This window comes from Streptomyces sp. NPDC048441, from assembly GCF_043200235.1.
GTDB lineage: Bacteria > Actinomycetota > Actinomycetes > Streptomycetales > Streptomycetaceae > Streptomyces.
In genome coordinates this window covers 58,771-84,949 of the sequence record NZ_JBICXM010000017.1, presented here as the reverse complement: position 1 = coordinate 84,949, position 26,179 = coordinate 58,771, and the positions used below count along the sequence as shown (strand labels likewise).

At 70.6% G+C, this 26,179-nt stretch carries 22 protein-coding genes; 5 read left to right on the top strand and 17 right to left on the bottom strand.

The annotated features are described in order from the left end of the window. Positions 1-20 precede the first annotated feature (20 nt). The 9 genes from ACGFSB_RS32615 to ACGFSB_RS32575 form a co-directional block, all read right to left on the bottom strand. Positions 21-1,223: a type III PLP-dependent enzyme gene (locus tag ACGFSB_RS32615; RefSeq protein WP_393406766.1), complete on the bottom strand. Its 1,203-nt coding sequence runs from the start codon at positions 1,221-1,223 to the stop codon at positions 21-23. After that, positions 1,220-3,031 (bottom strand): IucA/IucC family protein, encoded by a 1,812-nt coding sequence (locus ACGFSB_RS32610; RefSeq protein WP_393406764.1) that lies wholly within the window; start codon positions 3,029-3,031, stop codon positions 1,220-1,222. Before ACGFSB_RS32610 ends, ACGFSB_RS32615 begins: the two co-directional genes overlap by 4 nt. After that, positions 3,031-4,218 carry an MFS transporter gene (locus tag ACGFSB_RS32605; protein WP_393406996.1) on the bottom strand — a complete coding sequence of 396 codons (1,188 nt, stop codon included), beginning with the start codon at positions 4,216-4,218 and terminating at the stop codon, positions 3,031-3,033. Before ACGFSB_RS32605 ends, ACGFSB_RS32610 begins: the two co-directional genes overlap by 1 nt. Before the next feature lie 59 nt (positions 4,219-4,277). After that, a complete protein-coding gene (locus ACGFSB_RS32600; protein ID WP_393406761.1) occupies positions 4,278-6,089 on the bottom strand; it encodes an IucA/IucC family protein in 1,812 nt (603 codons plus the stop codon). Continuing rightward, on the bottom strand, positions 6,086-7,306 hold the full coding sequence (locus ACGFSB_RS32595; protein ID WP_393406759.1) for an acetyl-CoA carboxylase biotin carboxylase subunit family protein: 1,221 nt from the start codon (positions 7,304-7,306) through the stop codon (positions 6,086-6,088). The genes ACGFSB_RS32600 and ACGFSB_RS32595 overlap by 4 nt, the downstream gene beginning before the upstream one ends. 100 nt (positions 7,307-7,406) lie before the next feature. Further along, on the bottom strand, positions 7,407-8,411 hold the full coding sequence (locus ACGFSB_RS32590) for an ABC transporter substrate-binding protein (protein ID WP_393406757.1): 1,005 nt from the start codon (positions 8,409-8,411) through the stop codon (positions 7,407-7,409). A gap of 75 nt (positions 8,412-8,486) precedes the next feature. Further along, complete coding sequence (locus ACGFSB_RS32585) at positions 8,487-9,350, bottom strand: ABC transporter ATP-binding protein (protein ID WP_393406755.1); 864 nt, start codon at positions 9,348-9,350, stop codon at positions 8,487-8,489. After that, positions 9,347-10,402, bottom strand: a complete 1,056-nt coding sequence (locus ACGFSB_RS32580; RefSeq protein WP_393406753.1) for a FecCD family ABC transporter permease — start codon at positions 10,400-10,402, stop codon at positions 9,347-9,349. Before ACGFSB_RS32580 ends, ACGFSB_RS32585 begins: the two co-directional genes overlap by 4 nt. After that, positions 10,399-11,418 carry a FecCD family ABC transporter permease gene (locus ACGFSB_RS32575; protein WP_393406750.1) on the bottom strand — a complete coding sequence of 340 codons (1,020 nt, stop codon included), beginning with the start codon at positions 11,416-11,418 and terminating at the stop codon, positions 10,399-10,401. Before ACGFSB_RS32575 ends, ACGFSB_RS32580 begins: the two co-directional genes overlap by 4 nt. A gap of 239 nt (positions 11,419-11,657) precedes the next feature. On the opposite strand from ACGFSB_RS32575, the gene ACGFSB_RS32570 reads away from it, so the two are divergent. Together ACGFSB_RS32570 and ACGFSB_RS32565 are read left to right on the top strand one after the other, a co-directional pair. Then, positions 11,658-12,527 (top strand): (2Fe-2S)-binding protein, encoded by an 870-nt coding sequence (locus ACGFSB_RS32570; RefSeq protein WP_393406993.1) that lies wholly within the window; start codon positions 11,658-11,660, stop codon positions 12,525-12,527. Positions 12,528-12,590: 63 nt separating this feature from the next. Next, positions 12,591-13,724 (top strand): isopenicillin N synthase family dioxygenase, encoded by a 1,134-nt coding sequence (locus tag ACGFSB_RS32565; RefSeq protein ID WP_393406748.1) that lies wholly within the window; start codon positions 12,591-12,593, stop codon positions 13,722-13,724. On the opposite strand, the gene ACGFSB_RS32560 is transcribed toward ACGFSB_RS32565, so the two are convergent. Together ACGFSB_RS32560 and ACGFSB_RS32555 are read right to left on the bottom strand one after the other, a co-directional pair. After that, positions 13,678-14,409 carry a Clp protease N-terminal domain-containing protein gene (locus ACGFSB_RS32560; protein ID WP_393406746.1) on the bottom strand — a complete coding sequence of 244 codons (732 nt, stop codon included), beginning with the start codon at positions 14,407-14,409 and terminating at the stop codon, positions 13,678-13,680. The genes ACGFSB_RS32565 and ACGFSB_RS32560 overlap by 47 nt on opposite strands. 120 nt (positions 14,410-14,529) lie before the next feature. Further along, complete coding sequence (locus tag ACGFSB_RS32555) at positions 14,530-15,198, bottom strand: HD domain-containing protein (protein WP_393406744.1); 669 nt, start codon at positions 15,196-15,198, stop codon at positions 14,530-14,532. 213 nt (positions 15,199-15,411) lie between these two features. On the opposite strand from ACGFSB_RS32555, the gene ACGFSB_RS32550 reads away from it, so the two are divergent. Beyond that, positions 15,412-16,425, top strand: coding sequence for a GlxA family transcriptional regulator (locus ACGFSB_RS32550; protein ID WP_393406742.1), 1,014 nt, complete (start codon positions 15,412-15,414; stop codon positions 16,423-16,425). Here the strand turns inward: ACGFSB_RS32550 and ACGFSB_RS32545 are convergent. The 4 genes from ACGFSB_RS32545 to ACGFSB_RS32530 form a co-directional block, all read right to left on the bottom strand. Further along, a complete protein-coding gene (locus ACGFSB_RS32545) occupies positions 16,414-17,655 on the bottom strand; it encodes a CaiB/BaiF CoA transferase family protein (RefSeq protein ID WP_393406739.1) in 1,242 nt (413 codons plus the stop codon). The two genes, ACGFSB_RS32550 and ACGFSB_RS32545, sit on opposite strands and share 12 nt — an antisense overlap. Before the next feature lie 340 nt (positions 17,656-17,995). Next, the gene (locus tag ACGFSB_RS32540) at positions 17,996-19,225 is read right to left on the bottom strand and encodes an MFS transporter (protein ID WP_393406736.1); all 1,230 of its coding nucleotides are present in this window, start codon (positions 19,223-19,225) and stop codon (positions 17,996-17,998) included. 143 nt (positions 19,226-19,368) lie between these two features. Further along, positions 19,369-19,860, bottom strand: a complete 492-nt coding sequence (locus ACGFSB_RS32535; protein WP_393406733.1) for a GNAT family N-acetyltransferase — start codon at positions 19,858-19,860, stop codon at positions 19,369-19,371. Between the two features lie 24 nt (positions 19,861-19,884). Next, positions 19,885-22,290 (bottom strand): excinuclease ABC subunit UvrA, encoded by a 2,406-nt coding sequence (locus ACGFSB_RS32530; protein WP_393406730.1) that lies wholly within the window; start codon positions 22,288-22,290, stop codon positions 19,885-19,887. 311 nt (positions 22,291-22,601) lie between these two features. Between ACGFSB_RS32530 and ACGFSB_RS32525 the strand changes: the two genes are divergently transcribed. Together ACGFSB_RS32525 and ACGFSB_RS32520 are read left to right on the top strand one after the other, a co-directional pair. Continuing rightward, complete coding sequence (locus ACGFSB_RS32525) at positions 22,602-23,102, top strand: hypothetical protein (RefSeq protein WP_393406726.1); 501 nt, start codon at positions 22,602-22,604, stop codon at positions 23,100-23,102. A gap of 127 nt (positions 23,103-23,229) precedes the next feature. Then, positions 23,230-23,616 (top strand): PPOX class F420-dependent oxidoreductase, encoded by a 387-nt coding sequence (locus ACGFSB_RS32520; RefSeq protein ID WP_393406724.1) that lies wholly within the window; start codon positions 23,230-23,232, stop codon positions 23,614-23,616. 37 nt (positions 23,617-23,653) lie between these two features. Here ACGFSB_RS32520 and ACGFSB_RS32515 read toward each other — a convergent pair whose 3' ends face one another. Both ACGFSB_RS32515 and ACGFSB_RS32510 read right to left on the bottom strand, forming a co-directional pair. Continuing rightward, positions 23,654-24,682, bottom strand: a complete 1,029-nt coding sequence (locus ACGFSB_RS32515; protein ID WP_393406722.1) for a tetratricopeptide repeat protein — start codon at positions 24,680-24,682, stop codon at positions 23,654-23,656. 178 nt (positions 24,683-24,860) lie between these two features. Then, complete coding sequence (locus ACGFSB_RS32510; RefSeq protein WP_393406720.1) at positions 24,861-25,916, bottom strand: hypothetical protein; 1,056 nt, start codon at positions 25,914-25,916, stop codon at positions 24,861-24,863. Positions 25,917-26,179 lie beyond the last annotated feature (263 nt).

The window sequence follows — 26,179 nt, the reverse complement described above, 5'->3', positions numbered from 1 at the left end:
CTACCAGGCAGCAGTCACCCTCAGAGAAAGTGGAAGCCCGGCCTCGGGTGCATCAGGAAATCATGGTGCGAGATGTTCCACGCGTACGCACCCGCCATCGCGAACACCACCCGGTCGCCCGCCCGCAGCTCCGTCACCGGAACCCGCCGGGACAGGACGTCCTTCGGGGTGCACAACTGCCCCGCGAACGTCACCCGGTCCTGCCGCGCCTCGGACCGAGGCCAGGGGTGCGGCCAGGGCTCGCGTGCCGGGAGCACCGTGCAGGGTTGGTCGTGGCCCTTGGCGGCGGGGGTGCGCAGATGGTGGGTGCCGCCGCGGACCACCGCGAACTCCTCGCCGTGGCTCCGTTTCACGTCCAGGACCTCGGTGGCGTACCAGCCGCAGTAGGCGGTAAGGGCTCGACCCGGCTCGATGCGGAGCGTCAACTCGGGGTGCGCCGCGCAGAGTTGGGTGAGGCCGTCGCCGTACCCGGCCCAGTCGAAGCGTGTGCCGGGTTCGGCGTAGTCCACGCTCATTCCGCCGCCCACGTTGACCTCCGTGAAGCGGATGCCGTGCCGCCGGGCCAGCGCCTGCGACCAGGTCACGACGGACTCGGCCACCGCGAGCTGCGCGGGCGCGTCGAGCCCGCTCGCCAAATGGGCGTGCACGCCCAGGAGCCGAAGCTGCGGAAGGCTGCCGTCGGTGAACAGGGCTACGGCGGCGTCCGCGTCGGCAGGGTCGAGTCCGAAAGGAGTCGGACGTCCGCCCATCGTGAGTGAACTCCCGGCCAGGGAATCGGCGTTGAGGGGGAGATTGAACCGGAGCAGCACGCCGACGCGCGTGTACGGCACGATGCGGGCGGCGAGAGCGGCCAGCATCCGCAGCTCGTACGCGCTCTCCACATGGAAGCGCTCCACGCCGAGTTCGAGCGCCGCCGCGATCTCGTCCGGCGTCTTGCCGGGGCCGCCGAAGGCCAGCGGGCGCCCCGCCACCGCCTTGGCGACATGGGCGAGTTCACCGCCGGACGAGACTTCGTAGCCGTCGACGTGCGGGCCGAGCGCGGCCAGGATCTCCGGCTCGGGGTTGGCCTTGGCGGCGTAGTAGAGCTCGACCTGCCGGGGGAGCGCGTCCCGCACGGCGGCGGCATGCGCGTTCAGCGCCGAGAGGTCGTACAGATAGGCGGGCAACTCATCGGCGGTGAGGCCGAGGGCGCAGTCACGTACGGCGAAGGTGGGGTCGGTCATCCGGCGGCGCTCCATGGTGTGTCGGTGCGGGAGCCCAGGTCCCGGACATGCTCGGCGAGCGGAAAGGGGGAGGTGAGGCGGACATAGCCCGCGTCACGGTCGGCCTTGCGCTCCCAGCGGGTGAGCAGATTGGCCTTGGCGGGCAGCGGTACGCCGGCCAGGAGGGCGCTGAGCCGGGGCGGGCAGCCGTGGGTGTCGGCGAACTCCTGCACGGTGGCGCGGACCTGGGACCAGAGCGCGGGCTCCGTGTCCGGGTGCAGATCGGCGAGGGCGGCGAGCATCTCGGCGACGTGGTTGACCAGGAGGCAGTAGACGACGCGGTCCCAGCCGCGTTGCGCGTCGTACGTCATCGGGTCCGCGACCTCGGGCGGGAGCGCCGCCAGGGTCGCGGCGTGGAGTTCGGGGATGAGCTTCGTGCCCTCCAGGTCGCGGAAGAGCACCTGGGCGGGCATACCGTCGCCGTCGACGCAGACGAGGACGTTCTGCAGATGCGGTTCGAGCACCAGGCCGTGGTCGAAGTAGGCGGCGAGCACGGGCGGCAGCAGGAGCCGCAGATAGGTTCGCCACCACGAGAGTGTCCGCTGCGGTCCCGCGCCCTCAAGGAGCCGTGAGATGTGGCCGGGCCCTGTCGGATACTCGTCCGCTACGGCCGCGGCAAGGAGCGGTGTCGTGCCCGGGAGGAGCCGTCCGGCCAGGCCTTCGCGGACGATGACGCCGAAGCCCTCCAGGAGGGTGAGATCGGGGCGCCCGTCCGGGCCTTCGACGGCCAGGCTGCGGTAGGCGGGCTCGCGGAGTACGGCACTGCCGGGGAAGCGGGCGGCGAGGTCGTCCAGGGCGCCTTCGAGTACGCGGGTGAGCGCTACGGCCCCCGAAAGTTCGTAACTGGCGTTCTTGCGAAGGCAGTTGGTGATGCGGATGTTCAGGCTGAACTTCAGGAAAGTGTCACCGGCGTACAGCGTGCGTACGGATGCGGTGGCCGCGAAGGGGGAGCCGCCGGGGCCCAGGTCGATGATGTCCTCGCGGTCCAGGGCGGCGCGAAGCCCCGGATGCTCCCGCAGCAGGTCGTACTGCCAGGGGTGCACGGGAAGCAGCCGGTAGCCGTCCGGCACGGCTCCGAGGCGGTCGAGCGGGGCCGTGGCGCCGGGCCGCGCCGACTCTTCGGCGATGAGGTGATCCCGTACGGCGAGATGGCGAAGGGGGAAGACTGCCGCGGTCTCGGGGGCGTACGCGGACCAGTCGGCAAGATCGCCGCCGCGTGCCTTGGGCGTGGGGTGGAAACGGTGGCCGAACAGCAGGGACTGCTCGGAGGCGAGGTAGTCCGCCTGCCACTTCGGAGCGGTGGCGGTGGCGGCGGGCGCCGGGCGGTCGGCGGCGATCGCGGCGCTGACGCCTTCGTGGCTCGAGGCGATCTGCTCGAGGAACTCCTCATTGCTCACGCCCGTGCGCAAGGAGAGCTCGGCGCGGGTGTACTCGGCGAGGTGTGGCCAGTCGACCTCCACCCAGCCGCCGTCCCGCTGCTCGGTCACCGGGCCGGTGAAGCGGTGGGCGCCGAGCAGGGAGGTGCGGCGCAGTGCCACACGCAGCAGGACACCGCGCCGAGGCAGCCGCAGCAGCAGTTTGCCGTCGACGACGGCGGTCTGGTGCTCAGGGCCCGAGACCTCGCGAAGCAGGCAGTTGAGGAGGGTGTGCGTCACGGCCTGGTCGGCGCTCGGCAGGCCGGTGGGCGCGGTTCCGGCGACAGGAGCACCGGAGAAGGGGGTGGCGGGCGTCACGGACGGGGCGGGGAACGTGCCGGTCGGCAAGGACATCAACGGCTCCAGCGGATGCGGGGCGAGCGGCGGAACAAGGCGGGAAGAGCGGCGGCGGCCAGCGCGAACAGTGCGATCGCGGTGCCGGTCAGGAGGGGCGCGGGCGGGCCGAAGAGGGCGTTGCCCGCCGCCGCGGCGAGTCCGGCGGCGACCGCGCCCCCTTTGGACACGAGCTCCAGGGAGCCGAACATCCCGCCGGGTGAGCGGCCTCTGGCACAGTCGGCGGCCAGCACGGACAGGCTGACGAGGCCGAGGGTGAGGCCCGCGCCGAGCAGCAGTCGTACGCCGGTGAAGGCGGCGAGCGAATCGGCGGCGCCGTGCCCGGCGAGACCGAGCGCGACCAGTGCGAACCCGGCGGCGATCCCCGGCATGGGGCGACGCTCGACGACCCGGTGCACCCGCATGGCGAAGAGCAGATAGCAGAGGTGCGGCAGGGCGAACAGCGCGCCGGAGACGACCGGGGAGACGCCGGGTATTCGGTCCTCGATCAGCGAGATGAGGTAGGGGAAGGAGATGACGGTGGAGAAGACGAAGGCGAACTCGAAGGCGTAGAGAGCTTTGAGGGGGGTGAGCGGGAGCGGGACGGCGGTGTCCGGCGCGTGAGCTACGGAGCCCCTGGGAGGTGTCGGTGCCGGTTCCGGGAGCGCGGCGAGCATGGCGGCCGCGGCCAGCGGGAGTACGGCGAGCAGCGCGTACTGGCGGTGCGGCGAGATCCACGGCGTCAGCGAGCCGACGGCGATCGGCGCGAAGACGAGTGCCGCCCGCGCGGCGCCCTGCATCACGGTCAGAGCCCTGGAGAGGCCCGAGCCGGTGAGCGCGGCGGCGAGATAGCCGTTGGACGCGGCGAACGTGCCGCCGAGGATGCCTTGCAGGACAAGCGCCGCGGCGAAAGCGCCGAGGGAGTCGGCCCATCCGGCGAGCAAGAAGGAGACGGCGAGGCCGAGTTGGGCCCGCAGGAGCAGCCGTTTTCGGCCGAATCGGTCGGCGGCGCGGCCCCACAGGGGAGCGCCGAGCGCGCCGAAGACGGTCGGGACGACGTACAGGAGCCCCGCCCAGCGGGCGGTCGCGTCGCCGAGCCCCGGGAGGATCTCGGTGAGATACGGGGGCAGTCCGAGCGCGGCGAACGATGCCACGAAGTAGCAGGCGGCGACGGCATGGACCTGGCGCCGCCCGAATTCGGCACCCATGGCCGGGCCGCCCTCCGAGAGTGCCTGGGCCTGGGCCTGGGTCGATGATGCGGTGGTCATCAAGAAGTACCCGTCAGCCGAAGGTAGTTGGGCCCGGTCGTGTAGTGCTTGTTGATGTCGGCCGCCCCGGAGCGCTCCTTGGAGAGCAGGGTGCCCGCGGTGACCATCGCCTTGACGGGCAGCTCCGCCGCGTCCAGGACGTGCGCCTTCAGGAGAGCGCCCGGCTCGCCGGGGCCCGCGCCGATCCGTTCGACCGCTTCGGCGAGCCGCTCGCGTACCAGCCGGAGCAGCCGCTCCAGCGGGGCGCGGCCGTGCCGGGCGAGGCCGAAGGCGTAGGAACCGGCGCAGAGGTGGAGAGTGATGGTGGTGAACAGGTCGAGCACCGGCCGGTCACCGTCGGTGAAGATTCGCGCGTCGTCGAACTCGCCAGGATCCGGCGCCTGTTGACCCATGGCATCGCGCAGCCTGGCGTGGTTGACGCGGGGCCCGTCGTTGTCCTTGAACAGCAGCCGCAGACGGGTACGACGGCCGGCGACATCGTCGCCGTCCGGGCGGTCGTCAAGGACCAGCGAGATGTTCTGCTGGTGGGACTCCAGGGCGATCCCGTACGCGAAGAGGGTGGTCTGCCAGTCGAAGAGGAGGGTGAGCGTGGCGTCCAGCAGGTCGAGGGGGTCGCCGTCGTAGAAGCGGTCGGCGAGACGGTCGATGAGCAGCCGGTCACCACCGGGTGCCGGGCACAGGAGCGCGGCCATCGGTACGACGACGGCGCCGTCGAGGCCCGCCGGGTAGCGGCGGAGCAGCACGGCGAGGAGTTCGTGCCCGGCGTGGGCGAAGTGTGTCTCGTCCGCGTGCAGGACGACGCCCTGGAACCGGGGCTCGCGGGCGACGACTGCCTCGATCAGACGCTGGCCCGCGGCGCCGTCGACCAGGGTGCCCGGCTTGATGGTGCGCCGGTTCCGCAATCCCAAAGTGGCGGTGGCCAGGGGGAGTTTGAGGTGCCGCGCCGGGTCGGAGGAGAGGGCGACGGTGCGCATCGAGAGGGTGGGTACGACGTCGGGCCCCGGCTCGTCGAGGAGCTGGGCCCGCCCGTCGAGCCCGGCCTCGCGCAGGGCGCCTCGCAGGGGGTCACCCACGGTCAAGGGGTGTACGGGGAGGAGGAGATGGGTGCCTTCGAGCTCGGGCATACCCGCGGAGAGGGGGGAGAGCCAGGCGTCGGTGCTGCCGCCGACGGTGACGGCATCGCAGGGGAGGGCGAGCCGCCGCAGCGGGAATCGTGGGTGGAACTCGGGTGCGTAGTCCCGTAGTTGACGGACCGAGAGTCCGGAGCGTCCGCGCGATGTCGGGTAGACGGGGTGATCCGCCCGCGCGGCGAGCGTGTCGTAGGCGATCCCGCCCGCGAGGCCGGTCCAGGCGGCGGGGTCACTGCCGTACCGCAGGGAGAGCAGGGCGTTCATCTCGCCGCGCGTCTCGACGTGCAGCCGCAGGGCGGTGAGCGCCTGCCCGCACTCCTCGGCGAAGGCGTCGAACCCACCGCGGTCGACGGGGGCGGCGAGGTCGCGCAGAACGGCCAGGATGCCGCCCGCGTCGGTGAGTTCGGCTCCGCCGGGCTCTTGAAGGAGGAGAGGGAGCCGGGCGGCGTACATCCCTTGGTATCCGTCCTCGCGGACAGGCATCAGCAGGGCGCCTCCGCCAGGTCCACGCGGGGGCAACCGCAACCACAGCCCGTCGGGCCGCCGGACAGGCTCACTTCGGGTGCGCCACCCCACCACGTCCTCGCGCAGCAGTGCGCTCAGTACGCGCGACAGGAGCTCTGCCTCGGTTCCGGCGGGCGTCTCGGCAGGTGGCGGGGTCACGTTCGGGTACAGCGTCACGGCGTGATCTCCCAGCGCTCGGCGGCGAGGAAGCCGGTCACGGCCCGGTCGACCGCTGCCTGGTCCGTTCCGGTGGCGCGCACCACGCCGAGGAAGTCGCGGTTGGTGCCGTGCAGTTCGCGCCGCGTGCCGACCTCGCGAAGGGGGCGGTACGTCAATCGCACACCGTCCACCGTCGTCACGTCGGACGCGCTCGGTGCGGCCGTCAGCGTTCCCGCACTCCTCGCGTACGGGTAGTCGAGCAGGGCCCGGCCATCAGTGCGCGCGCCGAGATCCTCGGGCAGTGGCTCGCCCAGATGCGTACGGAGGATGTGCTCGAAGAGTGGGATGCCGAGCAGCTGCGCGAGGAGCAGGTCGCACTGGTCGCCTATGGCACGGTAGTTGACCTCTATGAGCCGTGCGCGGCCCTCGTGTACCACGAACTCCGTATGACAGGCCCCGAACCCGACGCCCAGCACGTCCAGTTGGGCGAGCACCTGCGTGACCACCGGCACGGGATGGGCCGGAACGAACGTCAGCCGCTCCTCGATGAAATGGGGCGGCGGCGACACCTCCGTACGGAAGCCGCCGAGGACGTGCCGGACCCGGCCGTCGCCGAGTGTCTCCACCGTGCACAACTCCCCGGCGAGATACTCCTCTACGACCAGCGCCGCCCCCGGATGCCGGGCCTGGATCTCCGCGCACCGCCGCACCAGCTGTCCCGGTCCTTCGACCAGCACCACGTCCTCGCTCGCCACCCCCTCACGCGGCTTGACCACGCACGGGAACGGCACGTCGAGGGAGGCGAGCCAGGCCGGATCCGTGCCCGCGGACAGCTCCGTCGACCAGACCGCGTCGGCCCCCGCAGCCGCGAGATGGCGCCGCATCTGCGCCTTGTCCTTGGTGCGCAGGGCTACCCGCCAGTCCTTGCCGGGCAGCCCGAAGTAGTCGGCGGCCAGGGCTGCCTGGGTCTGCAGATGGTCGCTGTTGGTGAAGATCCCGTCCGGGGAGTGATGGGTCGAGATGCGGCTGATGACAGCGCGGAAATCACGTACGTCGCATTCAAGGATCTCCGGGTCCGCTGAACCCTCTCCGCCTTCTCCGTCCGAACGGCCACGTCGATGAGAATCCGGCTGATCCGTGAGGAGGGTGACGTCGAGGCCGAGCCCGCGCGCGGCGGGCAGAAAGCCTTCGGTGACCGAGTCGGTGGGGTTGCGGGCAAGGACGTACAGCCGCATGGGCGAGTCCACTTCCGGGTGCGAACGGAGGTGCGGGTGGGGGGAGTCGAGGGAGCTGGGCGGGCCCCTGGCAGAAGAGGAGCCCGCCCCCGGGAAACGCCTACTTCGCCGGAAGCTCCACGTCCGTCGCCTTCGCCACGTCCTCGAGGACGTGCTCCGCGGCCTGGACGCCGATGCCCGACATCCACGTCTCGTCCGGCACGGTGAAGACCTTGTCCTTCTTGACGGCCGTCAGGTCCTTCCAGACCGGGTTGGACGTGACGTCCTTCTGCTGGGTCTTGTCCGGTGCGTCGGCGACGGTCACGAAGATCAGGTCGGCGTCGGCCTTGTCGATCTGCTCAGGGCTGACGTCCAGCATCGTCTTCTCGGGGTCGGACGAGTTCTGCGACGCCGGGCGCTTGAGGCCGATGTCGTCGAGGACGATGCCGCTGTAGGCGGACTTCTGGTAGAGCCGGGTCGGGCCCGCGATGAAGCGGACGACCGAGGCAGACGGCATCTTCCCGTCGTACTTCGCCTTGATGGAATCGCCGAGTGCCTTGGCTCGCGTCTCGTAGTTCTTGAGCGCGGTGTCGGCCTGGCTCTCCATGCCGAGGGCCTTGGCGTGGACCTTCAGGTTCTCCTTCCAGGGGGAACCCGTGGTCTCGGTGAAGACGGTCGGGGCGATGCCCTTGAGCTTGTCGTAGACCTTCTCGTGCCGGACCTTGGAGGACAGGATCAGATCGGGCTTGAGGGAGGCGATCAGCTCCAGGTTCGGCTCCTCCATCGGGCCGACGTCCTTCGCCCCGCCGATCTTGCCCTTGAGATACGAGGGGAAGCCGCCCGCGGTCTTGAAGTGCGGCGATACCGCGCCGACCGGTTTGATGCCGAGCAGCGTGACGTCGTCCAGCTCGCCGGTGTCGAGGACGACGACCTTCTGCGGCCTGTCGGGGATCTCGGTGCTGCCCATGGCGTGCTTGACCGTGCGCGGGAAACCGCTGTCGGATGCCGAGCCCGCGTTGCCCTTGTCGTCGCCCTCGGAGTCGCCGCACGCGGTGAGCGCGCCGGTGCCGAGCACGACGGTGAGCAGGACGGCACTGAGCCTGCGCGGGAGATTTCTGGTGGTCATGAGGGTCGGTTTCCCTTGCTGTGAGCGGAGGTTGGGGCGGGACAGACGTGGTGGGGGCAGGGGGGAGCGGAGCAATCAGGCGGGGACGGCCGGAGTGTCCTTGGTGGTGCGGGCGGTGCGGGCGGTCCGGCCCTTCGGTACGACCAGCGGGGTGCCCGTCTCCGGGTCGGGGATGACCCGGCAGTCGACGTCGAACACGTCCTTGACGAGTTCCGCGTCGAGGACGTCGGCGGGCGCCCCGGCCGCGGCGAGCTGCCCGTCCTTGAGGACGACCAGATGGTCGGCGTACCGCGCCGCCTGCCCGAGGTCGTGCAGCACCATCACCACGGTGCGGCCCGCGTCGGTGTGCAGATCGGCGACCAGATCGAGTACGTCGAGCTGGTGCCGCAGATCGAGGAAGGTGGTCGGCTCGTCGAGGAGCAGCAGTTCGGTGTCCTGGGCGAGGGCGAGGGCGATCCAGGCGCGCTGGCGCTGACCGCCGGAGAGCCGGTCCACGCTGTGCTCGCGCAGCTCGAACGTGCCGGTGCGCTCCAGTGCTTCGTCCACTGCCACCTGGTCCGCCTTGGACCAGGGGCTGAGGAAGGTCTGGTGGGGGTAGCGGCCCAGGCGTACGAGGGCTTCGACGGTGATGGCCTCGGGCGTCACCGGCTGCTGCGGCAGGAGGCCCATCCGCCGGGCGAGGGTCCGTGCCGACATCCGGTGAATGTCCGCGCCGTCCAGGGCGACACTGCCTCCGGCGGGTACGAGCAGTCGCGTCAGGCCGCGGAGCAGGGTGGACTTGCCGCAGGCGTTCGGGCCGACGATGGCGGTGACGGCGCCGCCCGGGAGCGTCACGTCGAGGCCGCCGACGACGACCTTGTCGCCGTACCGCAAGTCGAGCCCGTGTGTGGAGAGTTGGTTGCCGGGGGGTGTCTGTGTGGACGTCTGGGCAGGGCTCATACGGCGCTCCGGTTGACGGGACTGCTCTGTCGGATCATCAGCACGAGGAGCCAGGGGGCGCCGAGCGTCGCGGTGACCACCCCGACCGGAAGCCCCGGCACCGGAAGGATGTGCTGCACCACCAGGTCGGCGGCGAGCAGCAGCACCGCCCCGGCCAGGCCGGTGAGGGCGAGCGTGCCCGGCGTCGGCGGGCCCGTCACGAACCGCACCAGATGCGGTACGGCCAGCGCCACGAACGCGACGGGCCCGGTGAGTGCGGCCGCCAGCGACGCCAACACGACTGCGGTGACGAGGAGTTGGAGCCGCGCGGCCGACGCGTTCAGGCCGAGACCGCCCGCCGACTCGTCGCCCAGGTCGAGCACGGCGAGCCGCCGCTGCAACCCGAACGCGGCCACCAGGGCGAGCGCCACCGCTCCTCCCGCGGCCCCCACCTCCGTCCACGTCCGCCCGTACAGCGATCCGGTGGTCCACTGCAGCGCGGAGCCCGCGAGTTCGGCGGGGAAGCGTACGACCATGAGGTTCACGGCGGCGGCGAGCCCCGCCTGCACGGCGAGCCCCACCAGGACGAGCCGTGTCACGGTAAGACCCGAGCGCCAGCCGAACACCCCGAGCAGCAGCGCGGCCAGGAGGCCGCCGCCCAGGGCGGCCAGCGGAATCAGCGTCTGCGACGCGCCCGTGGCAAGGAGCACGACGGCACCGAAGGAGGCGCCGCCCGTCACGCCCATCACGTCGGGCGAGGCCAGCGGATTGCGGAACACCCGCTGCAGCAGCGAGCCCGCGACGCCGAGTCCGACTCCGGCGATGATCGCCGCGGTCATCCTGGGCGCCCGGAAGTCCTGCACCACCATCACGTCCCCCGGATCGCCGAGCCCGACAAGGCCGCGCAGTGCGACGGATGCGGAGAGCGGCAGCTGCCCGGTCGTCAGGGCGAGCGTGACGAGTACGAAGAGGACGGCGAGGCCGCAGCAGGCGAGCAGCGCCAGGCGCCGCAGCTGCCGGGCCCGCGCTCCGCTCGGCGTCGCCTTGAGTTCACGTACGGCGAAGACGGTCATCGCGCCACCTTCCGTGCGAGGACAGCGAGGAGCGGCGCGCCGAGGAAGGCGCTGACGATGCCGACCTCCAGTTCGGAGGGGCGGACGACGACACGGCCGAGCACATCGGCGGCCAGGAGCAGCAGCGGCCCGGCGATCAGGCAGCCCGGCACGAGCAGCCGGTGGTCGGAGCCGACGGCGAGCCGCACCAGGTGCGGGGCGGCGAGCCCGATGAAGGCGACGGGCCCGGCCACCGCGACCGCCGAGCCCGCGAGCAGCACCACGGCGATCCCGCCGACCACCCGGATCCTGGCCACCGGCACCCCGAGCGCCTGCGCCGAATCGTCGCCCAGCGCAAGGGCGTTGAGGGCCGGCGAGATCGCGATGGCGAGGACCAGGCCGATGACGAGCGTGGGCAGGACCGGCCAGAGTACGTCGAGCGTGCGCCCCGACAGTGACCCGGCCAGCCAGAACCTGGCCTCGTCCAGGGTGCGTTCGCTGGCCAGCATCACGGCCTGGGTCCAGGAGAGCAGCACCATCTGGAGCACGACGCCGCCGAGCGCGAGCCGCACCGGATCGAGGTCACCCGCGCGCCGGGCCAGCATCAGGGCCAGCATCCCGGCCGCCGCGGCCCCGAGGAAGGCGAACCACACGTACTCGACGGGCCGCGTGAGATGCAGTGCGTAGATGGCGACGACGACCGCGAACCCGGCGCCCGCGTTGATGCCGAGGGTGGTCGGCGAGGCGAGCGGGTTGCGGGTGATGCCCTGGGCGACGGCTCCGGCCACGCCGAGCGCGGCGCCCACGGCGAGCGCGACGAAAGTGCGCGGCAGACGCAGGCCGGTGACCACGATGGCATCCCGGCCATGGGCGTCGCCGAAGAGGGCGTCGGCCACTGTGGAGAGCGGCACCGGTCGTGACCCGAGGGCCAGGCTCAGCGCGGCGCACAGCACCAACGCGGCGAGTCCGGCGAGGAGCAGAGGGATCCGCCGTGCGGTGAGGCTGCCTGGTGAGGCGGCCCGATCGATCTTGGACACGAGGGCTGAGTTTAGGTTAGGTATACCTAAGGCTGTCAACTCGCTGTGAGGGGCGGATCACTCGCGATGGCGAGGTGTCGCGGCGCGCCGCGACCGATGAGGCAAGTTGAAGAGAAATAAGGTAAGCCTTACTTAGCTTGCGGTGGGCGGCTCCACGGAGACGGCTCCACGGAGACGGCTCCGCTGGTGAGCGCCCACCTGCCCTGCCCGCCCTGCCCTCCAAGGAGTATCGAGTGCCGTTGACCGTGGCCCCGGTGATGGCGTCCACCGCCACTGCCCTGAGCCCCGCCACCCTGCTCGCCGACACCTACGAGCGGCTCGTCGCGCACTGCGAGACGCTCGCCGTCACGGTCGCGAAACCCGACTCGACGGTCGGCCAAGGGTGGGTCACAGGCGCTGAACTGACGACACGTCCGGACGCTCTTGAGGCCTTCGTCGCCGCGGAGGCCGCACGCATCCGTGCCGGTCACGATCACACTCCGCGGCCGGACGTCGCGGCGTCCCGCGCGCTGCACGGCTACCTCTGGTCCGTCTCGCTGCTGATGAGCGGCGCCTGGTATCTGGAGCGGCGCGTGCCGCGGATCCGCCCCGAGGACGTGCGCGTCCAGCTCGCGACCGGACGCTTCGAGATCGTCCCCGGCTCCTTCGCCTGCTTCCCCGACGACCCGGCGGCCGGGCTGCCGGGCGCGCGGGTCCTTCCCGGCGAGGAGTCGCTCCGCGGCGAACTGCTCGCCGCCGTCGTCGCGCACATGCGGCCGCTGCTCACCGCGATCGGACCTCGACTCCGGCGGGGCCAACGGGCCTTGTGGGGCATGGCCGGTGACGATCTCGTCTCCGGGATCTGGTACCTGGGCCGCATGTTCGACCGGGAGGACGAGGCGCTGCGGTCGGTGGACGATCTGCTTCCGGGCCCCGTCGAGCCCTTCCCCGGCGGCGCCGCCTTCCGCCACCTGACGACCCGTGACGGCGAGCGGCACCCGACCCGCACCCGCCTCGGCTGCTGCCTCTACTACACGATCCGTCCCGCCGACGCGTGCGGCACCTGCCCCCGCGTCTGCGACGGGGAGCGGCTGCGCAGGCTTGAGGCGGACCTCACCACGAACACGTGACGCGACTGGGATCATCGGCGTGGGGGGTGCATTCAGCCCGCACGCCGACGACAGGAGACGCCCATGTCCTCCCGGTCCACGACTGAGCCCTTCGAGGTCCCCGTCATCGACATCACGCCGTACGTCGACGGTGGCACGGAGGCCCAACGTGCCCGCGTGGCACGCGAGATCGACGACGCCTGCACCCGCGTCGGCTTCGTTCAGATCCTCGGCCACGGCGTTCCCGAGGGGACGGTGGACAGCCTTACCGCCGCCGTGGACGGCTTCTTCGGACTGCCCCTGGAGGCGAAGAAGAGCTACCGAGTGACCGGGGCGAACCGCGGTTACAGTCCGCCCAAGAGTGAATCCCTCAGCCTGAGCCTCGGTGTGGAGTCCGCCGGTCGCATGAACGACTTCTTCGAAGCGTTCAACGTCGGCACCGAAGCCCGTACGTTCCCCGGACTCGGCCTCTCCGAGGACGACTACGGGCTCAACGTGTGGCCCGCACAGATCGACGGCTTCGAACCGGCCGTGCTGAGTTACTTCGCCGAGGCCGGCCGGGTGGCACGCACTCTGACCCGGATCTTCGCGGACGCCCTGGGGGAGCGGTCCGACTTCTTCGATCTGCTGACCGACCACTCCATCGACGTACTGCGCATGAACAACTATGCCCTGCCGGAGGGCACGGTCACCCTGGACGGCGACCTGAACGGGATGGGGGAGCACACCGACTTCGGCCTGGTCACCGTGTTGTGGGCGGACCAGGTCGCCGGTCTCCAAGTGCTCGGCACCGACGGACTCTGGCACGACGTCGCGCCCGTCGACGGCGCGCTCCTGGTCAACCTCGGCGACCTCACCGCCCGGCTCACCAACGACCGCTGGATGTCGACACTGCACCGGGTGAAGCCGCCGATCGTCGACGGCGGCATCGTCCGGCGCCGCTCCGTCGCCTACTTCCACGACGGCAACGTCGACGCGGTCATCTCCACGCTGCCGAGCCACCTCGACGCCGACGGTGAACTCGCCTACGAGCCCATCCTCGTCCGGGACCACATCAAGGCGAAGCTGGCGGGATCCCGGCAGGGCAAGGCGAACGTGGCGGCCGTCCGGGAGGCGGCGCGGGTGCGTGCGGCAGCGGGGCGTGAGGGCAGCGGCCCCGCTGCCGACTCCGTCACGCCTGGTCGCTGGAAGGGCGGATCGCCTCCAGGGCCTCGGTGATGTTCGCTTCGGCGGCCGCCTTGTCGATGCCGAGCCCGACGAGCGTGCCCGTACCGTTCTCCGCCTCCAGGAGTGAGAGCAGCATGTGCTCGGTCCCGATGTAGTTGTGACCGAGCCGGAGCGCTTCCCGGTAGGTGAGCTCCAGGACCTTCTTTGCCCCGGCGTCGTACGGGATGAGGTCGGGCACGTCGCCGACCGCGGGCGGCAGTGCTTCGGTGACGCTCTCGCGGATGGAATCCAGTGAACTCCCTTGCGCCACAAGGGCCGTAGCGGCGAGCGCGTCCGGCTCGGTCAGGAGGGCGAGCGTCAGATGGCCGGGGCCGATCTCGTCGTTGCCCGCCGCGCGGGCCTCCTCCTGCGCGGCCATGACCACGTTCTTCGCCCGGGGGGTGAAGCGGCTGAAGCCCTGCCGGGGATCGAGGTCCGACATCTCGCCGGGGTCCTTGGGCACGAACCGCTTCTGGGCCGCCTGCCGGGTGACCCCCATGCTCCTGCCGATGTCCGTCCAGGAGGCTCCCGAACGCCGGGCCTGGTCCACGAAGTGACCGATCAGATGGTCGGCGACATCGCCGAGGTGATCGGCGGCGATCACGGCGTCGGAGAGCTGGTCGAGGGCCTCGGGGTGGCCCTTCTTGATGGCGTCGATCAGGTCGTCGAGCCGGATGGGATGCGTGGGCTCTGTCATGTGTCAACGGTAGGTTGACAGTGGAGAGGGTGTCAACCCCGAGTTGACACATACCTGCGTGAGTACATGCAGGCAGGCAAGCGCGCACGCACGCACGTGCGCACGCACTCCGCTCCGCATCTACTCCGCCCAAGGGGAGTTCTGGATCACCTCGACGAAGTCGCCGCGCTCGTAACCGGGGATGAAGTGCTCGAGGACGTCCGCCTTCACGTTTCCAAAGGTGGTCTCCGGCTTGGCGGCGATGCCTTCGGTGAACGCCTCCAGGATGCGGCGCTTGAATTCGGGGCGGGGGTGCAGCGCCGTGACCTCGGCGCGGTCGGCTGCGGTCAGATCGTCGTAGCCGATGCCCAGGACGTCGTACTCCACACCGGCGGTGACCAGCGAGACCTCCGGCTCCATGAACTCTGGGATGCCCGGCGTGGTGTGCAGGGCGATCGCGGTCCACACCCGGCGCACGCTGTCCTCGGGGACGCCATGGCCGCGCAGGAAACCGCGTGCCTCGTCGGCACTGTCCACCTCGAAGCGGCGGCCGCTGTCCCGGAACCGTTCGCCCAGGCCCAGATCGTGGAACATCGCGCCGATGTAGAGCAGTTCCGGATCGAAGCTCAGCCCGCGCCGCCCGCCCTGAAGGCTGCCGAACCAGAAGACGCGGCGGGAGTGGTGGTAGATCAGCTCGCCGACGGTGTCCCGCACCAGCTCGGTGGCCGCGGTGGCCAGCTTGGTGTCCGGCACGGAGACTCCGGCGGCGGAGGCGGCGGAGGGGGCGGAGGAGGAGGCGTGTGTGGTCATGGCGTGACTCCTGTCATGGATGGTTATAGGTGGTCATAGGCGGGGTCATGGGTGGGGTCATGGGTGGGGCAGCTCCGGATCCGGGGCCCCTGCTGGCTCACTGGCTCACTGGCTCGCTGGGACCCAGCCTGCTCGACGTGACGTCTGCACGGCCATGTCCTTCTGGACAGGTACCCCACACATCTGGACACGCCGTGCCGCTACTGTGGCCCTGTGCCCGAGCAACCGGACGGACCCCGACCCCACCGCGTCCACGTCCTCGCCTTCGACGGAGTGCGCCTCCTCGACGTCGCGGCTCCCCTGGAGGTCTTCGCCACCGCGGCCCGCTACACCGGTGGCCGCTATACCGTGCGGGTCTGCACCCCGGACGGGCGGGACGCCACGACCTCCACCGGACTGCGGATCGCGGCCGATCTGCCGGCGGCCGATGTCATGGGGCACACGGACACCCTCGTCGTTCCCGGTCATGCCGAGCTCGTCACGTTCGCCGAGCGGCCCGACCTCGTCGAGCTGGTGGCCCAACTGGCAGGCGGGGCAGGGCGGGTGGCCGCGGTGTGTACCGGGGCCTTCGCCCTCGCCGCGGCCGGTCTGCTGCGCGGGCGCAGGGCGACGACGCACTGGGAACACGCGGCGAAGCTGGCCAGGCTCCACCCCGACACCACCGTCACGGCGGACGCCATCTACGTCCAGGACGGTCCCGTCCTCACCTCGGCCGGGGTCACCGCCGGCATCGACGTGTGCCTGGCCCTCGTGGAGCAGGACCACGGCCCTGACATCGCCCGGCGGGTCGCCCGCGACCTCGTGGTCTTCCTGCAGCGGCCCGGTGGGCAGTCCCAGTTCTCCGCGGCCTCGCGCACCCCGGCGACCGGTCACCCCGTCCTGCGCCCGCTCCTCGACGCCATCGTCGCCGACCCGGCGGCCGACCACCGTCTGGCGAACCTGGCAGGGCGGGCCGCCGTGAGCCCCCGGCATCTGACCCGGCTCTTCACGCGGCAGATCGGGGCCACCCCGGCCGCGTACGTGGAGACCATCAGGCTCGAAGCCGCCCGGATGCTCCTCGAACGCGGTGCGAGTGTCACCGACGCGGCCGAGCGCAGCGGCCTGGGCAGTGACGAGACGCTGCGCCGGGTCTTCGCCCGGCACCTGGGGACGACACCTTCCGCGTACGCCGCCCGCTTCCGTACGACACGGACCGAGGCGAACGACCTGGACCGGTCAGGTGTCTGACGGCTTATCAGAATCTGGAAGCGGGCCGGAGGGGACGGACCGGAGGTTCAGGAGACCGTCGATCTCCCGCTCCCCGTAACCGAGTTCGGCGAGTATGTCGCGGCTGTGCTGGCCGAGGGTGGGCGGCGCGGAGCGCACCAGGGGGCGCTCGCCGCGGAAGGTGACGGGGAACGCGACCTGTCGGAGCGGGCCCACGTCCGGGTGGTCGACCTTCTGGACCATGCCGAGTGCCTCGGTCTGCGGGCAGTCGTACACCTCGTCGAGCGTGCGGATGGCGGCGACGGGAACGCCGTGCGGTTTCAGCAGGTCGCACCAGTGGGAGACCGTCTCGTCGACGAGGACGGACTCCAGCTTGGCGTTGAGGGCCCTGCGGTGGGCGACGCGGTCGCGGTTGGTCGCGAAGCGCGGATCGTCGGCCCACTCGGGGTGCCCGAGCGCCTCGGCGAGACGGCGGAAGAGACCGTCGTTGCCGACCGCGATGACGAAGTGGCCGTCGGCGGCGGGGTACGCCTGGTAGGGGACGAGGCTGGGGTGGCCCGAGCCGAGCCGGGCGGGGCGCTCGCCGGTGGCGAAGTAGCCGGTCGCCCAGTTGATATGCAGGGCGAGCTGGGACTCGTACAGGGACGTCGTGACGTACTGGCCGCGCCCGGTGTGCTCCCGCTCCACGAGGGCGGAGGTGACGCCGATGAGACCGAAGAGGGCCGCGCCGAGGTCGCCCATCGCGTAACCCGCCTTGACCGGAGGGCCGTCGGCTTCGCCGGTCAGGGACATGAGACCTGCCGAGGCCTGGGCCACCATGTCGTAGCCCGGCTCGTCGCGCAGCGGACCCGAGTCGCCGAACGCGGATATGTGCAGGATGACCAGGCTCGGGTAGCGCTCACTCAGTTCCCGGTAGTCGAAGAGGCGGGCGAGCGAGCTGCCGGGGCGGAAGTTCTCGACCATGATGTCGGCGTCGGCCAGCATCCGGTGGACGGCCTCCTGGCCCGCCTCCGACTTGAGGTCGAGGGTCACCGATCGCTTGTTGCGGTTGGCGGCCAAGTAGTAGGTGGCGTCGGGGCCGTTGAAGGGCGGGCCCCAGGTGCGGGTGGGGTCGCCGCCATTGGGGTGTTCCACCTTGAGTACGTCGGCGCCGAGATCGGCGAGCGACATGGTGACGTAGGGACCCGCGAGGATCTTCGAGAGGTCGACGACCTTCATGCCCGCGAGAGGGGCGGGGGTCTGCTCAGGCACGGGCGTACTCCTGGATGTCGGCGAGCGGGACCTGTCGGAGAGGTGTCTCAGCTCCATGGCGGATGACCATGTCATGGAGTGGGGTCGCTGCCGCCGTCGGGTGGGCGTCGGCGATGGGGCCTGGTCAGGGTGCGGTCACTGACGCCGGTCGCGGTGCCGAGCTGCGCCAGGGTCCGATGCTCCGCCGGGTTGTCGCGGAGGATGGCGCACACCGCGACGAGCCGCGGGTCGCGGGCACGTGGACCGGCTGCTGCGTCGAGTGGCGCAGCCAGTCGAGCAGGACGGCTCAACGCGGGCCACCGCTACGGCACTTCGGGCATCGGATGCGCGAGGCTGAACTTCAGCTGCGCACCAAGGTCCTCTCCGTCGACCGGGCCCCCTCCGCCCACCGCACCGCAGGCCCCATCGCGAGCCCCGCCGCGAGGAAGATGCCGCCGAGGAGCAGCCATCCCGGCGCGCCCCACACCACGAGGAGAGAGGTGAGGAGGAGCGGGCCCAGCGTACGGGCGACGGGGACGCCGGTGCCGAAGAAGCCCTGGTACTGGCCCACTTGGTGCGCCGGAGCCAGGTCGAAGCTGATCTGCCACGAGCCGGCGGACTGCTGCATCTCCGCGATGACCTGGAGCACCGCCCCCACCACAAGGACCGCCACCGTCACCCACACCGGAAGCGCCGCGGCCGAGAAGGCGAAGACCGTGCACGAGGCGAGCATGATGAGGCTGGAGTGCCGTACCGCACGTGTGGCCGTGCGCGGGCTATCGACGTCACGGGCCATGCGTACCTGAAAGGCCATCACCGCCAGGGTGTTGAGCACGAACAGCGCGGAGACCAGCCAGCTCGGCGCGTTCGTCCGGTCCACCACCCACAGCGGAATCGCGAGGCTGAGCAGCGGCATCCGCAGCAGCAGAACCGCGTTGAGCGCGGAGACGACGGCGTACGGACGGTCGCGGAGCACCGCGAGGCGTGGCTCTCCCTTCCCGCGGGCCAGGGTCCGCGGCACCGAGGGCAGGCGCAGGAGCAGAAGGGCGCAGAGGAGGAAGCTGACCGCGTTCAGCGCGAAGACCGCGAGGTACGCCCCCCGTGTGTCGTACCGCAGGGCGAGACCGCCGAGCGCGGCGCCCACGGCGAGCCCGGCGTTGAGCGTCGACTGGAGGTGGGCCAGTACGCCCGTACGCGCCGATGGCGTCACCAGACCGGCGAGCAGTGCCTGGCGTGCCGCGGCGAGCCCGCACTGGGCGACGGCGTACAGGCAGGCGGCCAGGAGGAACGGAACGAAGGAGCGGATGAACAGGAAGGAGGCGACCGATGCGCTGGTGGCCAGGGCGAGCAGTACGGCCGTGCCGCGCGGCCCCTTCCGGTCGGCGAGCGCGCCCAGCGGAACGCCCGTCACGGAACCGATGGCCCAGGCGACCGTGAGCGCGAGCCCGATCTGCGTGGGGGAGAGGCCGACGACGCGCGTGAAGTAGAGAGCCGAGGTCACGTAGTAGGCGCCGTCGCCGAGCGAATTGCTCAGCTGGGCGACGGCGAGTACGCGCGGCGGTCCGGACGGCGGCAGGATCTGTATCGGCACAACGCTCCCGAGGTCAGTGGCCGTTGGGCCGATTCGTCGCTGATGAGACGACGCTAGCCAGTCAAGTGGACCGGCCTGTAGACCATTGGTGGCTCAGAAGCATGGGCCAATTCTGATGCGCGCGGAGCGGGGAGGGCGCCGCGTCAGCCGGGGCGCCGCACCATGAACACGTCGACCGGGTCCTCGTCCTCCACGGCGAACCCATGGCGCTCGTAAAGGCGTCGGGCCGCACTGCCTTGCAGGACGTTCAGTCGTACGAGGTCGCCCGCCGCGTCGGTCCGGTCGAGCAGCGTCCGCAGGACGGCGGAGCCAAGGCCGCGGCCCTGGAGGGCCGGGTCGAGGTAGAAGTGCTCGAGCCACACCCCGTCATCGGCAGGACGCAGGGCGACACAGCCCGCGAAGGCCCCGTCGGCGACGATGACCGAGGTGTCGCCCGGCGAGAAGGCGTCCCGCAGCCTCTGCCGTACCCGATGCTCGTCGAACCGGCCGAGCCGCTCCAGGTCCGGGCGCATCACCCTCGCGCGCAGCTCGACGATCACCTCGACATCGGCGGGCTCCGCGGCCCGCAGTGCCCAGAACAGCTCCCCATCAGGAGCGGGTGCCGCTTCGTGCGGCTGTTCTACCTGCGTGTTCATGACGGGATTATGCCTGGGCCCCGGTCAGGCGCCGACGTAGGCCGCCAGATGCTGACCGGTGAGGGTGGAGCGGTCGGCGACGAGATCGGCGGGTGTGCCCTCGAAGACGATCCGGCCGCCGTCGTGGCCTGCGCCAGGACCGAGGTCGATGATCCAGTCGGCATGCGCCATGACCGCCTGGTGGTGCTCGACGACGATGACCGACTTGCCGGAGTCGACGAGCCGGTCGAGCAGCCCGAGCAACTGCTCGACATCGGCGAGATGCAGTCCCGCGGTCGGTTCGTCGAGCACGAGGACGGGCTGGTCGCCGCCCTTCTCCGCCATGTGGGTGGCCAGTTTGAGCCGCTGCCGCTCGCCGCCGGACAGCGTGGTGAGCGGCTGCCCGAGACTGAGATAGCCGAGCCCGACGTCGTCGAGCCGGACGAGGATGCGGTGCGCGGCCGGGATGTGTGCATCGCCCGAGCCGAAGAACTCCTCGGCCTCGGCCACCGACATCGCGAGCACCTCGCTGATGTCGCGTCCGCCGAGGTGGTACTCGAGCACCGACGCGTCGAACCGCTTGCCCTCGCAGTCCTCGCAGGGAGTGGCGACGCCGGCCATCATCCCCAGGTCGGTGTAGATGACGCCCGCGCCGTTGCAAGTGGGGCAGGCACCCTCGGAGTTGGCGCTGAACAGCGCGGGCTTCACGCCGTTGACCTTCGCGAACGCCTTGCGGATCGGTTCGAGCAGTCCGGTGTACGTCGCCGGGTTGCTCCGCCGCGAGCCCTTGATCGCGCCTTGATCGACCGACACCACCTCCTCACCGGCGGGGACGGACCCGTGCACGAGCGAGCTCTTGCCGGAGCCCGCGACACCGGTGACGACGGTGAGCACCCCGAGCGGGATGTCGACGTCGACGTCACGCAGGTTGTGCGTCGTCGCGCCGCGGATCTCCAGTGTGCCGGTGGGCTTGCGCACCGTCTCCTTGACGGCGGCCCGGTCGTCGAAATGGCGGCCGGTGATGGTGTCGGCGGCCCGCAGTCCCTCGACGGTGCCCTCGAAGCAGACGGTGCCGCCCGCGGTGCCCGCACCGGGGCCGAGGTCGACGACGTGGTCGGCGATCACGATCGTCTCCGGCTTGTGCTCCACGACGAGCACCGTGTTGCCCTTGTCCCGCAGCCGGAGCAGCAGGTCGTTCATCCGCTGGATGTCATGGGGGTGCAGGCCGATGGTGGGCTCGTCGAAGACATAGGTGACGTCGGTGAGCGAGGAGCCGAGATGGCGGATCATCTTGACGCGTTGGGCCTCGCCGCCCGAGAGCGTGCCCGCGGGCCGGTCGAGCGAGAGATAGCCGAGGCCGATGTTCACGAACGAATCGAGGGTCTGCTGCAGCGCGGCGAGCAGCGGTGCGACCGACGGTTCCTTGAGGCCGCGGACCCATTCGGCCAGGTCCCTGATCTCCATCGCGCAGGCGTCGGCGATGCTGATCCGCTTGATCTTCGAGGACCTGGCGCCCTCGCTGAGCCGGGTGCCCTCGCACTCGGGGCACGCGGCGAAGGCGACCGCCCGCTCCACGAAGGCTCTGATGTGCGGCTGCAGCGCCTCCTTGTCCTTGGCGAGGAACGACTTCTGGATCTTGGGGATCAGCCCCTCATAGGTGAGGTTGACGCCGTTGACCTTGACCTTGACCGGCTCCCCGTAGAGGAAGTCCCGCAGTTCCTTCTTGGTGTACTTGCGGATCGGCTTGTCCGGGTCGACGAAGCCGGACTGGGCATAGACCTGCACGGTCCACTGGCTGTCCGACTTCCAGCCGGGGATGGTGAACGCGCCCTCCGCGAGCGACTTGGAGTCGTCGTAGAGCTGGGTCAGGTCGATGTCGGAGACCGAGCCCCGTCCCTCGCAGCGCGTACACATGCCGCCCGTGCGGTTGAAGGTCGCCTTCACGGTCTTGGTCTTCGCGGCACCGCGTTCGACGGTGATGCCACCGCTCGCCCGGACGGATGCGGTGTTGAAGGAGAACGCGCTGGGCGGGCCGATGTGCGGCGTGCCGAGCCGGCTGAAGAGGATGCGCAGCATCGCGTTGGCGTCGGTGGCGGTGCCGACCGTGGAGCGTGGGTCGCCGCCCATCCGCTGCTGGTCGACGGCGATCGCGGTCGTGAGGCCGTCGAGTACGTCGACTTCGGGCCGGGCCAGGGTCGGCATGAACCCCTGCACGAAGGCGCTGTACGTCTCGTTGATCAGCCGCTGCGACTCCGCGGCGATCGTGTCGAACACCAGTGAGCTCTTGCCCGAGCCCGAGACGCCGGTGAACACCGTGAGGCGGCGCTTCGGGATCTCGATGCTGACGTCCTTGAGGTTGTTCACGCGCGCGCCGTGCACGCGGATCAGATCATGGCTGTCCGCATCGTGCAGCGCGGGCGACTGCGAGTCCGTCGTCTTGGCCCTGCTCATCGCGTCTCCATCTGTCGGGCGTGACCGCCTGTGCGGCCAACCAAGTCCATGGCGGTCACGCTAGCCGCGGCCGTGTGCCCGCGCTTCTCGATTCCTGATCGATCTGATCACGTCGGAAGAGACCCGCGAGGCGGCCGGGCGATTGTCCCGCTTCTGTCACGGTGCGCCGCGGTCTGACGACCGGCTGCCCACCGTGTCCCTCCGCCTGCTAAAAATACGGGCGGCACAGGGGCCGGACCGACCTGTGTGAACGCATCGCATCATCGCGACAGGGCGGCCCACGAGGGTCGCAGGGGGAGAGGCATAACAAAATGAACCGCACGCGCACGACCGCCGCAGTCCTGGCCACGGCAGGGGCCATCACCGCCGCTCAGCTCGGCTTCGCCGGGTCCGCATCCGCGGTGGACGCGCCGAAGGCGCCCAAGGCGTCGGCCGCCGGAACGCAGAGCGCGGGCTGCCCGATCGACATCGTCTACACCTCGCGGTTCTACATCGGTGCGGGCGGCTGGGTGAAGGGGGACGGCCTTTACTTCGGTCTCAAGAACAAGAGCACCAAGAGCTTCAAGAAGGTCACCTTCACCGTCACCAACGTCAAGAACGTCCGCTTCGGCTCGGCGAAGGCGAAGGGCGGCAAGGTCAGCCACAAGACCACGAAGACCGTCTCCGTCTACGACAAGAGCCTCAAGGGCAAGGCCAGCCTCGGGGTCAGGGTCAAGACGCGCTTGCTGAACACCAGGTCGTACAAGGTGAAGTTCGCCGTGCACGGCTCCGGCTGGAACTGCGCGGTCAACCAGGGCACATGGGGCGCCTGATCGCAGGGCGGCCCATGCTTTCGGGGTCTTGATCTGGCAGGGCAGCCGGTCGACGACGGTACGTCGACCGGCTGCCCTGCCAGAATGCTGTTTGAATCTGAATCAGAAAGACCTCTGGAGCGGCGAAGTGGACGATGTGGCGCAGGCACGGCTCGGCGCGGGGAAGTACCTGCTCGTGACCAGCTACCGAAAGAACGGCACTCCCGTCCCGAGCCCCGTCTGGGTCGTCGAGGACGGTGCCGCGCTCGGCATCTGGACGGTCTCGGACTCCTGGAAGGTCAAGCGGATCCGCAATTGCGCCGACGTCCTGATCGGCCCCTGCGATGTCCGGGGCAACCCGACGGGCGACCAGATTCCCGCCACCGCCGAGATCTGCGACGCCGCGACGACCGCCCGCTACCGCACCCTCATCGCGCGCAAGTACGGTCTGGTCGGCCGCCTCACCCTGCTCGGCAGCAAGCTCCGGCGCGGCGCGAGCGGGACGGTCGGGATCCGGATCTCGCAGGATGGGTGACCACTGCGCATGACGCGGACCGAGTGACCGCCGCGCGTCACGTCATGCTCAGCTCCGTGGCGATCTCGTCCCGGAACGCGCCGACCATCTCCCGCGCCTGCGGCAGCCCGATGCGCGCGAAGTCCCCTTCGAGCTCGGCGAGTTCGGTCAGCGTCTCGTCCCTCTCACGCCCGAGCCGGGCGCGCGATTTGACCAGGCCGAGCCGGGAAAGCGCCACGCCACGCGGCTCCCGCATGGCGCTGAACTCCTCCAGGGAGATGGTGTACATCTCGCGGGCCGCGTCGTAACTCCCGTCCCGGTAGAGGACATTGCCGCGCATCTTGTGGTTGTACGCGAGCGCGCTCGCCAGATCCATGGCGCGGCAGATGACCTCCGCCTCCGAGAGCAGCGCGAGCGCCCGCTCCGCGTCGCCGCGCAGCGACAGGACATCGGCCACCCCACGCAGCGACCAGGCACGCCCCCGCGCGTCCTGGGCCTCGGCCGAGATCCGGACGCACTCGGTGAAGAGCTCGAGGGCCTCGGCGTAGTCGCCGGTGTTCCGCCGCATCTGGGCGATGCCGGACATCGCCCACACTATGTGCCGCGCCTCCCCGTGCGCCCGGCCTTGTTCCAGCAGCTGCTCGTGGAGGGCTGCCACCGCCGCGTAGTCCCCCTGGATGCGGCCCGTCTCCGCGAGCCCGGCCAGCGCGTAACCGTGTACGAGCCGCTCGCCGCTGCCGTCGGCGAGATCGACCCCCCAGGTGAGCAGCCGCCGGGCCAGCCGCAGCTCCCCGCACTGCCGGGCGAGTGTGCCGCCGCTCCACAGCGCCCACGCCATGGCGCCCGCGTCCCCCGCGGTGCGTGCGCTGCGGTAGCTCTGCCGCCAGGCGGCGCGTGCGTCGTCCACCTGGCCGAGCCGCCGGTTGGCCTCGGCCAGGGCGAGTGCGGCGCGCGCCCTCTCCAGGGCGGTGTCCGCCTGGGAGAGGGCGCTGCCCGCCGCCGTGAGCACCTCCTCGTAGGAGGAGTTCACCCCGAGTGCCGAGCCCAACTCGCCCTGGTATTCGGGCGCGAATGCCTTGCCGTGCATAGATCCATGACCTTTCGATCAACTCCGTACGCCGGTCTCCGTACGTTGATCAAAAAGCTACGAGCAAGGTGGGGTGCGGCGAGTCCCTCCGCGTATGGGTCCTGCCGTACGACTCCAGGGCTACGGGCGGGGCCATGGTCATCATCGGGACGTACGGGGAGGGTGGGGTAGCCCGGCGTCAGCTGCCGGGCCGCGCCGGAGGAGCGGTGGCCGTGGCCGCCTGGAGTGCCGTGATGCACGTGGCGATCGACTGCTGCAGCTCCTCGAGGCGCCGCAGCATGTCGTCCTCGTAGATGTCGTCGACGTCGGCGGCGTCGTCGAACGTCAGCTCCTCGAAGACCTTCGTCGCCTTCTGCAGGCTGCTGTAGAACTTCGCGCGGCGCTCCTGCACCCGCAGTTTCGGATCGCTCTGGACGGTCTGGGCGACCAGGTCCTTCACCGTGTCGTACGCCTCACGCGCCCACTCGCCGGAGTCCTCGCCGTCGTCGAGCTCGTCGATGAGGGACAGATGCCGCTCGGCCTCCTCCTTCAGCTCGGCGGGCGCGTCGATCAGCTGGCCCGCCGGAGTCTTGACCTGCCCCTTGTCGACGATCTGGCGTACGTAGTCGACGCGGTCGCCCGCCTTCGCCTCGGCCGCCACCGCCTTCTTGAGGTCGTCAGCCCGGACGATGTCGCGGACCAGCTCGGTGCGCAGCGCCGGGTCGTCGTCGAGCCGGTCCATCAGGGCGCGCCGCGCGGCCTCGGCGGTGCCGGGGTCGGCGAGGATCGCGGCCCGCAGCGCGGTGGGGTTCTCCGCGACCTCCAGGGCCTTGGTGGGGCGGATGCCCTCGGCCTCGGCGGCCTCCGTGATCGCGTTGCCGCGGGGCGAGAGGGCGCTGGAGCGCGCCGCGTAGTACGTCAACCAGGCATCGGAGTCCGGAAGTTCGATGTCCACGCCGGGCGTGAGCGCCTCGAAGTGGGGTACAAGGCCGTCGTCGGCAGCCTTGTCCCAAGCCTTGTAGTAGCGCATGACGCGCTCGGCCGAGCAGCCGGCAAGCTCACTGAACTCCTTCGCCGAGACCTTCGGCGTCTCGTCGGCGCCCTGCCCGCCGGGTCGCACGCTGCGCGCGACCTTCAGGGCGAAGGTCCAGCCGCCGGTCCGCGCGTAGACGCCGAACGCACGGGCGTCCTGGGCCACCGGGTCGGGCTTTTCCGACGACGGGACTGCTTCAGACGGCGCGATGGCAAGGGTCACGAAGGTTCTCCTGGATGGTGATGACAAGTATCTGAGGGCTGACTGGACACCTTATCTCTCCTATTGGGGTGTTATGAGGGCGAGTTGGTGTGGGGGGAACAGGTGTCCAGAACTGCGGAGGCAAAGCCTCCGGTGATCGGGGTCGCGATGTGGGGTCTACACACGCTCACCACATCTCCTACCCGAGGATGACCGAGCGTGCACGGCACTACAGCGTCCGTGGGCCGATAGTCCGGCTCTGAGTCTGACTTCCGGCGCGGTCA